At 66.2% G+C, this 8,965-nt stretch carries 10 protein-coding genes; all 10 read left to right on the top strand.

Annotated elements, in window-relative coordinates; all coding sequences use genetic code 11:
* The coding region (locus ACREE8_RS20045; protein WP_431574781.1) for a cysteine desulfurase family protein at window positions 1-1,081 on the top strand (1,081 nt) is incomplete at its 5' end.
* Window positions 1,082-1,112: 31 nt separating this feature from the next.
* Window positions 1,113-2,393: an IscS subfamily cysteine desulfurase gene (locus ACREE8_RS20040; protein ID WP_431574780.1), complete on the top strand. Its 1,281-nt coding sequence runs from the start codon at window positions 1,113-1,115 to the stop codon at window positions 2,391-2,393.
* A gap of 55 nt (window positions 2,394-2,448) precedes the next feature.
* Window positions 2,449-2,862 carry a Fe-S cluster assembly scaffold IscU gene (gene iscU / locus ACREE8_RS20035; RefSeq protein ID WP_431574779.1) on the top strand — a complete coding sequence of 138 codons (414 nt, stop codon included), beginning with the start codon at window positions 2,449-2,451 and terminating at the stop codon, window positions 2,860-2,862.
* A 107-nt stretch (window positions 2,863-2,969) separates the two neighbouring features.
* Window positions 2,970-3,284 (top strand): HesB/IscA family protein, encoded by a 315-nt coding sequence (locus tag ACREE8_RS20030; RefSeq protein ID WP_431574783.1) that lies wholly within the window; start codon window positions 2,970-2,972, stop codon window positions 3,282-3,284.
* Between the two features lie 88 nt (window positions 3,285-3,372).
* Complete coding sequence (gene hscB / locus ACREE8_RS20025) at window positions 3,373-4,026, top strand: Fe-S protein assembly co-chaperone HscB (RefSeq protein ID WP_431574778.1); 654 nt, start codon at window positions 3,373-3,375, stop codon at window positions 4,024-4,026.
* The gene (gene hscA / locus ACREE8_RS20020; protein ID WP_431574777.1) at window positions 4,026-5,933 is read left to right on the top strand and encodes a Fe-S protein assembly chaperone HscA; all 1,908 of its coding nucleotides are present in this window, start codon (window positions 4,026-4,028) and stop codon (window positions 5,931-5,933) included. Before hscB ends, hscA begins: the two co-directional genes overlap by 1 nt.
* Window positions 5,934-6,018: 85 nt before the next feature.
* Window positions 6,019-6,354 (top strand): ferredoxin family 2Fe-2S iron-sulfur cluster binding protein, encoded by a 336-nt coding sequence (locus ACREE8_RS20015; RefSeq protein ID WP_431574776.1) that lies wholly within the window; start codon window positions 6,019-6,021, stop codon window positions 6,352-6,354.
* Window positions 6,355-6,407: 53 nt separating this feature from the next.
* A complete protein-coding gene (gene iscX / locus ACREE8_RS20010; RefSeq protein WP_431574775.1) occupies window positions 6,408-6,608 on the top strand; it encodes a Fe-S cluster assembly protein IscX in 201 nt (66 codons plus the stop codon).
* Window positions 6,609-6,633: 25 nt separating this feature from the next.
* Complete coding sequence (locus tag ACREE8_RS20005; RefSeq protein ID WP_431574774.1) at window positions 6,634-8,106, top strand: hypothetical protein; 1,473 nt, start codon at window positions 6,634-6,636, stop codon at window positions 8,104-8,106.
* A gap of 145 nt (window positions 8,107-8,251) precedes the next feature.
* Window positions 8,252-8,932 (top strand): response regulator, encoded by a 681-nt coding sequence (locus tag ACREE8_RS20000; protein WP_431574773.1) that lies wholly within the window; start codon window positions 8,252-8,254, stop codon window positions 8,930-8,932.
* Window positions 8,933-8,965: the final 33 nt, after the last annotated feature.

Genomic DNA, 8,965 nt, shown 5'->3' with positions numbered 1-8,965 from the left:
CCCCCGGGTGATCGAGGCGGTCGCGTCGAGTCTGGGACAGGTCGGGAATCCGTCCTCGGTCCATCGCTTCGGCCGCCTCGCGCGCCGCTCGATCGAGCGCGCGCGCGAAGCGGTGGCGCAGGCCGTCGGCGCGAAGCCGGCGGAGATCCTGTTTGTCAGCGGCGGCAGCGAGGCCAACAACCTGGCGCTGAAGGGCGCGGGCCGTGCCCGCATCCTGGCATCGGCGGTCGAGCATGATTCGGTGCTGGCCGCGGCGTCGGGAATCGAGCGCATTCCGGTCGATCGCGACGGCATCGTCGATCTGACGGCGCTGGACCGGATGTTGAACATCGATCCGACGCCGGCATTACTGTCAGTCATGCTTGCCAATAACGAGACCGGGGTGATCCAGCCGATCGCCGAGGTCGTTCGCGTGGCTCGCGCTCACGGCGCGCTCGTTCATTGCGATGCGGTGCAGGGCCTGGGTCGGATGGCGTTCGATCTCCATGCGCTCGGCGTGGACTTCGCCAGCCTGTCCGCCCACAAGCTCGGCGGCCCGATGGGCGCCGGCGCGCTTTATGTCCGCGACGGCATGGTGTTGCAGGCACAGATTGCCGGCGGCGGTCAGGAGCGCAGCCAGCGCGCGGGCACGCCCAATCTCACCGGCATCGTCGGATTTGGGGTTGTGGCGCAGCAGTCGCGTGACGACTTACAAGCCATGGAACGAATTCGCGATTTGCGTGACAGGCTCGAGACCGGATTGAAGCGGCTGCAGCCCTCGGTGCGGATCTTCGCCGAGGCTGTCGCGCGGCTGCCCAATACGAGCTGCTTCGCGGTGGCGGGCCTCGAGGCCGAGACGCAGGTGATCGCGCTCGACCTTGCCGGCATCGCGGTCAGCGCGGGTGCCGCCTGTTCCTCGGGCCGGGTCCAGTCCTCGCATGTGCTGCGCGCCATGGGGGCCGATCGGACCCTCGCCGGCAGTGCCATCCGCGTGAGCCTGGGCTGGCAGAACGAGGAACGGGATATCGACGAGTTTCTGACGGCCTGGGGCTCGCTCCTGGTGCGTCATGCCAAGGGCCTGCAGACCGAGACTGCGGCTTGAACCTGAACAGATCGACCGGATAGGGATTGCGATGAGCCTCGAATTGAAGACCAACATCCCGGAGAAGAACGGATCGGGTGTCGCCCGCGGCAGCAATGCGCCGAAGATGCCGATCTATCTCGATTACCAGGCGACGACGCCCTGCGATCCGCGCGTGGTCGAAGTCATGCTGCCCTACTTCACGGAGAAATTCGGCAACCCGCATTCGCGCAACCATCAATATGGGTGGGAAGCGGAAGCGGGCGTGGAGAAGGCGCGCGCGCAGGTGGCGGCGATCATCGGCGCCGACGAGCGCGAGGTGATCTTCACCTCCGGCGCCACGGAATCGAACAATCTGGCGATCAAGGGCGTGATGCGCTTCCACAAGGACAAGCGCAACCACATGATCACCACCGTGACCGAGCATAAATGCGTGCTCGACAGTGCCCGCCATATGGAAATGGAAGGCGTCCAGGTCACCTATCTGCCGGTACAGCAGAACGGCCTCGTCGATCTCGAGACGCTCAAGGCCGCGATCACACCGAAGACGGCGCTGGTCTCGATCATGGCGGTCAATAACGAGATCGGCGTGATCCAGCCGCTGGCGGAGATCGGCAAGATCTGCCGTGAACGCCACGTCTATTTCCATACCGATGCCGCGCAGGCCGTCGGCAAGATCCCGCTCGACGTCAACGCGATGAACATCGATCTGCTCAGCATCTCGGGTCACAAGATCTACGGGCCCAAGGGCATCGGCGCGCTTTATGTGCGGCGCAAGCCGCGCATTCGTCTCGAGGCCTTGATCCATGGCGGCGGCCAGGAGCGGGGATTCCGGTCCGGCACGCTGCCGACGCCGCTTTGCGTCGGCCTGGGCGAGGCGGCTGCGATCGCGCAGCGCGAGATGGGTGCGGAGGCCGAGCGGTTGCGCTTCCTGCGCGACAAGCTCCTCGACGGCGTCACCAAGGCGCTGCCCGAGGTGTTCGTCAATGGCGATCTGGAACAGCGCATCCCGGGCAACCTCAACATCTCTTTCGCCTATGTCGAGGGCGAGGGGCTGATGATGGGCATCAAGAATCTGTCGGTTTCTTCCGGCTCTGCCTGCACCTCGGCGTCGCTCGAGCCCTCCTATGTGCTGCGCGCGCTGGGCGTGGAGGAGGAACTGGCCCATACCTCGATCCGCTTCGGGCTGGGCCGTTTCACGACGGAGCAGGAAGTCGACTATGCCGTCGAGCATGTGGTAAGCGCGGTCAAGCGGCTGCGCGAGTTGAGCCCGCTCTGGGAGATGGCGCAGGAAGGCATCGACATCAAATCGATCGAATGGTCCGGTCATTGACGGGCTTGCGCCTTTCGGCGTGACACCCGTGACTGGAAACAAGGAGTGAATGACGATGAGCTATAGCGAAAAGCTGCTCGAGCATTACGAGAACCCGCGCAATGTCGGCGCGCTCGACAAATCCGACCAGAATGTCGGTACCGGTCTGGTGGGTGCGCCCGCCTGCGGCGACGTCATGAAGCTGCAGATCAAGGTCGGCAAGGACGGCATCATCGAGGATGCGAAGTTCAAGACCTTCGGCTGCGGCTCGGCGATCGCTTCGTCCTCGCTCGCGACCGAATGGATCAAGGGCAAGAGCATCAACGAGGCCGAGACCATCCGGAACACCGACATCGCTCAGCATCTGTCGCTGCCGCCGGTGAAGATCCATTGCTCGGTCCTGGCCGAGGATGCGATCAAGGCCGCGATCAAGGATTATCGCGAGAAGAACGGCGTGGCCGCGGCTCCTGAGGCGGCGAAGGCAAAATGAACGATCAGACTCCGATCGAGCGTGCGGTGCCAGACGCGACTGTCGCGCCGGCACCGGCGCCCAAGACCGAACGGCGTGCCGCAAGGCCGCGGCCCAAGGCGCTGACCATGACCGAGCGCGCGGCCGAACGCGTGCGCGCGCTGCTGTCGGCGCGCGGCAAGCCTTCGGTCGGAATCCGTATCGGCATCCGCACCAAGGGCTGCTCGGGCCTCTCCTACACGCTCGAATATGCGGACGAAAAGGGTCCGCTCGACGAGATGGTCGAGGAACATGGCGTGACGCTGCTGATCGATCCGAAGGCGACGATGTTCATCCTCGGGACCGAGATGGATTATGTCGAGGAAAAGCTGCAGTCGGGTTTCGTGTTCAAGAACCCGAACGAAAAAGGCCGGTGCGGCTGCGGCGAATCGTTCCACGTCTGACGGGCCGCAAAGAGTCCAGAACAGGGGCGCGGGGGCCGGCGACGGTGTCCGCGCCCGTTTGATGACAGAGGATGGCGCAGAGCAGATCATGGCCGACCGGACGACAGCCCCTGAAAGCGGCGGCGCGGCGACGGGACCGCTGGCCGCCTGCTGGTCCTGCCAGGGGCCGGTGGCCGCGGCCGCCTTGTTCTGCCATGTCTGTGGCGCGGTCCAGCCGCCGCGCGAGGCCGATGCCTATACCCGCCTCGGCTTCGAACCGCGCTTCGACATCGACATGGGCGAGCTCGACAAGCGCTATCTGGGTTTCCAGCGCAACCTCCATCCCGATCGTTTCGCGCGCAAAGGTCCCCGCGAGCGCGCCATCGCCGAGAACCAGGCGATGAGCCTCAACGAGGCCTATGAGATCCTGAAGGATACCGTGAAGCGCGCGCAGGTGCTGCTCGCGCGCGCCGGCATCGCCTCGCCGGTCGGCGAAAGCCGCACCATCGAAGACCGCGAGCTGCTGATGGAAGCGATGGAAGTGCGCGAGGCGCTGGCGGAAGCCGAGGATCTCGACGCGGTGAAGCGCCTGACCGAGCGCGCGCAGCGCGAGGATGCGGATTGCATCAAGGCGCTGAGCCTGGCTTTTGCCGAACGCGACTGGAACGAAGCGATCCGCGAAACGACGCGGCTCAAATATTGGCGCAAATTCGCCGAGGAGCTGCGCGGGCGGCGCGCGGTGCTCGCGGGAGCCTCCGCCTGATGCTGCTGCAGATCCACGAACCCGGCCAGACGCCGGCGCCCCACGATCAGGATCGCGGTCTCGCGGTCGGCATCGATCTCGGCACCACCAATTCCGTGGTGGCACTCGCGATCGCCGACCGGGCCGAGGTCATTCGTGACGAGGAAGGCGATGGCCTGTTGCCCTCGGTCGTGGCCTATGGCGCCGATGGCTCGGTGCTGGTCGGCGAAAAGGCGCGCGAGCAATTGCTCGATCATCCGGAAGGCGTGGTCAGCTCGATCAAACGGCTGATGGGCCGCTCGGCCGCCGATCTCAAGCAGCTGGGTGGCGCGCTCCCCTACGATCTCGACGAGACCACCGGTATCGGCATGGTGCGGCTCAAGATCCGCGGCCGGCGCCTGACGCCGGTCGAGATCTCGGCCGACATCCTGCGCGCCATCAAGGCGCGCGCCGAGGCGCGGCTGGGGCAGGATGTCGACCGTGCGGTCGTCACCGTGCCCGCCTATTTCGACGATGCGGCGCGCAACGCCACCAAGGATGCGGCGCGGCTGGCCGGTCTCGAGGTGCTGCGGCTGGTCAACGAGCCGACGGCGGCGGCGCTGGCTTACGGCCTCGATCACGAGGCCGAGGGCGTCTATGCGGTCTATGACCTGGGCGGCGGCACCTTCGATATCTCGCTGCTGCGGCTCGAGAAGGGTGTGTTCCAGGTGCTGGCGACCGGGGGCGATGCCGCGTTGGGCGGCGACGATTTCGATCATCTGATCGCCGAGCGTTTCCTCGTCGAGCGCAAGAAGGCCGGCATCGCCGAGACCATCGACAGCTCCGAGGCGAAGAATCTCCTGGTGGCCGCCCGGCGTGCCAAGGAAGCCCTGACCGACGAGGACCAGGCCTCCTGGGAGATCGCGATCGGCGGTAAGACCACGCGCCATGCGCTGACCCGTGCCGAGCTCGAAACACTGATCGTGCCGCTGGTGAAGCGGACCGCTAACCTGGTGCGCGGCGTGCTCGAAGACGCCAAGATCGAGGTCGGCGCGGTGAAGGGCGTCGTGCTGGTGGGCGGCTCGACCCGCGTTCCGGCCGTGCGCCATGCGGTCGCCAGTCTCTTCGGCCGCGAGCCCCTGGCCGATATCGATCCCGACGAGGTGGTGGCGCTGGGTGCGGCCCTGCAGGCGCAGGCCCTGACGCAAGGCGGCGGCGCCCTGCTGCTCGATGTGACGCCGCTCTCGCTCGGCATCGAGACCATGGGCGGCATCGTCGAGAAGGTGATCCCGCGCAACACGCCGATTCCGGTCGGCATGGCGCAGGATTTCACCACCTACCAGGACGGCCAGACGGGCATGCTGATCCATGTGCTCCAGGGCGAGCGCGAGACGGTCGATCAATGCCGCTCGCTGGGCCGTTTCGAGCTCAGGGGTATTCCGCCCATGACGGCGGGGGCGGCGCGCATCCGGGTGACCTATGCGGTCGATGCGGACGGGCTGCTGACCGTGGCGGCCGAGGAGAAGACCACCGGCGTCAAGGCGCATATCGAGGTGAAGCCCTCCTATGGCCTCAGCGAGGACGACATGGCGCGCATGCTGCGCGACAGCCTCGAGAACGCCCGCGAGGATATGGAGCGCCGGCTGCTGATCGAGGCCCGGGTCGAGGCCCAGCGCGTGCTGCTGGCGCTGGACGCGGCGCTCAGGGTCGATGGCGCCCTGGCCCTTCCCGAGGAGCGCCAGACCATGGAAAAGGCCGCCCTGCGGCTGAAAGCCGCCATCGCCGGCGAGGACCGGGATTTGATTAACGGGCTGGTCGAGGAGTTGGAAAAGGCTGGCAAACCCTTCGCCCAGCGCCGGATCGACCGCGCCATCAACAGTGCGCTCGCTGGACACAGGCTTGACGAGATCGAGGCCGATGTGGCACCGGAGCGCGTCCCGCCGGCCTGAGGTTGGGGCGCCCGCCGAGGCGGCCCCTGTTTGCCGGGTGCCAAAGGGCCCTGGTTTTTCGAGATTGGCGACGGAGACTGATTAAATGCCCAAGATGACGTTCATTAAGCCGGATGGCGCGCGCGTGGAAGTCGATGCCCCGATCGGGTTGTCGGTCCTGGAGATCGCGCACCGCAACGATATCGACCTCGAGGGTGCCTGCGAGGGGTCGCTCGCCTGCTCGACCTGCCATGTCGTCGTGGACCCGGAGTGGTTCGACGTGCTGAACGAACCGACCGAGGACGAGGAGGATATGCTCGATCTGGCCTTCGGCCTGACCCATACCTCGCGGCTCGGCTGCCAGATCCGCATGACCGAGGAGCTCGACGGTCTGACCGTGTCGCTGCCGCAGGGCACGCGCAACATGATGGTCGATAAATAACTCAAACCTTCCGCAGCATCGTTTCGCGGCATTCGAGGCCAGGAGGCCGCATCATGGGATTGCGCTGGACCGACGTTCAGGAGATCGCCATCCAATTGGAGGAGGCGCATCCCGACGCCGACGTGATCAATCTGCGCTTCACCGATTTGTGGAAATGGGTGCAGGAGCTCGAGGAGTTCTCGGACGATCCCAAACGGTCGAACGAGAAGATCCTCGAAGCCATCCAGGCGGCCTGGCTCGAGGAACGCCGGTAACCCCGAGCCCATCGGAGCATCTGACATGTCTGCCCCCGCCGCACCTGCGCCTGCGACCCCGGTCCCTCCAATTCCGAGGGGCCGCATCGATGCGCTGCTGACTTCGCCCGCCGCCACGTTACTGGCGCGGCCCTGGTTCGACTGGGTGGCTCTGCACCTGGGGATTCGAATCTATATGCCGCTCTCGCGCGCCTGGGCCGCGGCCCTCGATGCAGAGGGCAGCACCGAGCGCTTCCGTCTGGAGATCGGTTGCGACCTGCCGGAGAAGGCAGTCCCCAAGCGCGCCCTCGCCAAGGTCACGAAGCTCAAAGCTGCGTTCAAGGCTGCGGACGCGGCCTGGCTCGACGGCTTTTTCGGCGCTCGCGATGCCGGTCAGGCGGAACTCGTCCGGGCAAAAGAAACTTGGCTCAAGACAAGTCTTGATTTGATGCGGGCCCGGTCGCTGTTCTGGCCCCTGGTGCTGCGTCATAAGATCCCCGCGGCACGCTTTCATATTCCGAGCCTCGACGAAGTCGAGACGGCCTATGCAGGGTTTCGAGCCGATCCCGACAAGGCCTTCGCCCTGCCATCACCATTGCCAACCGTCGAACGTTCGCGCGTGATCGAGCATAGCTGGTGTCGGGAGTATTGGTTGCGTTTTGCCTCCCCCGGACCGGATCGCGATACCTGCTGGGCTCATGTGGTCGAACCGCTGGCCGCCGAGAACGTCCCGTCACTGATCGAGGGCAATGGGCTCATGGTCGAGCCCGAGTCCTACGGCGCCATGATCAACAGCCAGGCTGGACTGATCGCGCGCGGCATCCGCGTCATCAGCATGGAGGCGCCCTGGCATGTCCGGCGGCGGCCGCAGGGCTGGTATGGCGGCGAGCGCTTCATCGCGACCCAGCCTTTGGGCGCGCTGGAGCTGTTTTCCACCGGCGCTCGGGAAATGGGAATCGTCGCCGGCTGGTGCCGCCAGCAAGGTCGCGGTCGGGTTGCGTTTGGTGGCACCAGCATGGGCGCGCTGACGGCGCAGCTGGCGGCCGCGCGGGCCCGGGCCTGGTCCGAGCGTCACCGGCCCGATGTTCTGTTCCTGGTCACCACGAGCGATAGCGTTTCGGCGCTGGCGGTCGAAAGCAGCATCTCGCGCCAGGTTGGGCTGCCCGCGGCCCTGCAGGCGGCCGGTTGGAGCGAAGCCAATCTGAACGCGTTCGCCGCGCTGACCGATCCTGGCCTGATGGCGCCCTTGCCGCCCACGAACATCATCATGGTGCTGGGGCGGGCCGACAACGTCACCCCTTGCAAGCGTGGCGCCTCGCTCGCGGAGCATTGGAATCTGCCGGGCCGCAATCTCTTCCTCTATAACCGCGGCCATTTCTCCGTGCCGGTCGGCTTGTTCCGCGACCAGGAACCGTTCGACCTTCTGGCAGAGCGACTGCAGCCCAAGACCACGGTCGCCCTGGGCCAGCTTCAGCTGAAGCTCGCCGCTGCACCGCAGCAACAACCCAAGACGCCCTGATCCTTGCGCTATCGAACGATCTTCTCGGCCGAGGGGACAAAGCTCACCTCGGCGCCGGAATCGGCTATGCTTCGCGGGAACCACGTGATGCCCGGTTGCTTGGCGGCCAGGGATGTTTCACCCGGGAGGAGGATACCCGTCAGCCATGGCCGTCGCCGTAACGCCATCGGCGCCGATCTTCGTCGTTGCGGACGATCATCCGATGGTCCGCGACGCGCTGGCCTTGTCCTTGAACGCGGCCTTCCCGGGAGCCCAGATCGAGTTCGCCGGCTCGCTGGGCGAGACCCTCGCGGCGGTCGAACGGCGGCCTGACGCCGATCTCGTCATCCTCGATCTCGACATGCCGGGCATGAACGGCATGTCCGGTCTCGCGCAACTGCGCTCCTCCCATGCGTCCGTGCCGGTGGCCATCGTCTCGGCGGCGCGGAGCCCGGCACTGATGCGCCAGGCGGTCGAAATGGGCGCCGCCGGCTTCATCCCCAAATTCACGCCTTCGCAGGAAATCGCGGACGCCATCCGCGACATCCTCGCGGGCGCGGTGTGGCTTCCGGAAGCGGCCCGCGATCATCAACTGGCGCCGATCGAGGCCGATCTGGCGCTGCGTGCCGCGCAACTGACCCCGCAGCAGCATCGCGTGCTGGCGCTGATGGCGCAGGGCAAGCCCAACAAGGTGATTGCTTTCGAGATGCAGATCACCGAGCCCACGGTCAAATCGCATGTCACGGAGATCCTGCGCCGCCTCGGCGTCCAGTCGCGCACCCAGGCCGTGATCATCGCGCAGAAGCTTGGCATCGAGCCCTCGAGCCCGACGCCGGCGGGGGGCTGAGTCTCCGGTGCGCGTGGCCGCCGAACGCCAGGC

It is taken from the genome of Hypericibacter sp., assembly GCF_050729195.1.
Taxonomy (GTDB): domain Bacteria; phylum Pseudomonadota; class Alphaproteobacteria; order Dongiales; family Dongiaceae; genus Hypericibacter.
The sequence above is the reverse complement of the archived record's forward strand: the minus strand, read 5'-3'. Positions and strand labels throughout refer to the sequence as shown.

Coding starts and splice junctions, on each gene's coding strand:
- ACREE8_RS20040 (WP_431574780.1), top strand. CDS start 1,113: ATGAGCCTCGAATTGAAGACCAACATCCCGGAGAAGAACGGATCGGGT.
- iscU (WP_431574779.1), top strand. CDS start 2,449: ATGAGCTATAGCGAAAAGCTGCTCGAGCATTACGAGAACCCGCGCAAT.
- ACREE8_RS20030 (WP_431574783.1), top strand. CDS start 2,970: ATGACCGAGCGCGCGGCCGAACGCGTGCGCGCGCTGCTGTCGGCGCGC.
- hscB (WP_431574778.1), top strand. CDS start 3,373: ATGGCCGACCGGACGACAGCCCCTGAAAGCGGCGGCGCGGCGACGGGA.
- hscA (WP_431574777.1), top strand. CDS start 4,026: ATGCTGCTGCAGATCCACGAACCCGGCCAGACGCCGGCGCCCCACGAT.
- ACREE8_RS20015 (WP_431574776.1), top strand. CDS start 6,019: ATGCCCAAGATGACGTTCATTAAGCCGGATGGCGCGCGCGTGGAAGTC.
- iscX (WP_431574775.1), top strand. CDS start 6,408: ATGGGATTGCGCTGGACCGACGTTCAGGAGATCGCCATCCAATTGGAG.
- ACREE8_RS20005 (WP_431574774.1), top strand. CDS start 6,634: ATGTCTGCCCCCGCCGCACCTGCGCCTGCGACCCCGGTCCCTCCAATT.
- ACREE8_RS20000 (WP_431574773.1), top strand. CDS start 8,252: ATGGCCGTCGCCGTAACGCCATCGGCGCCGATCTTCGTCGTTGCGGAC.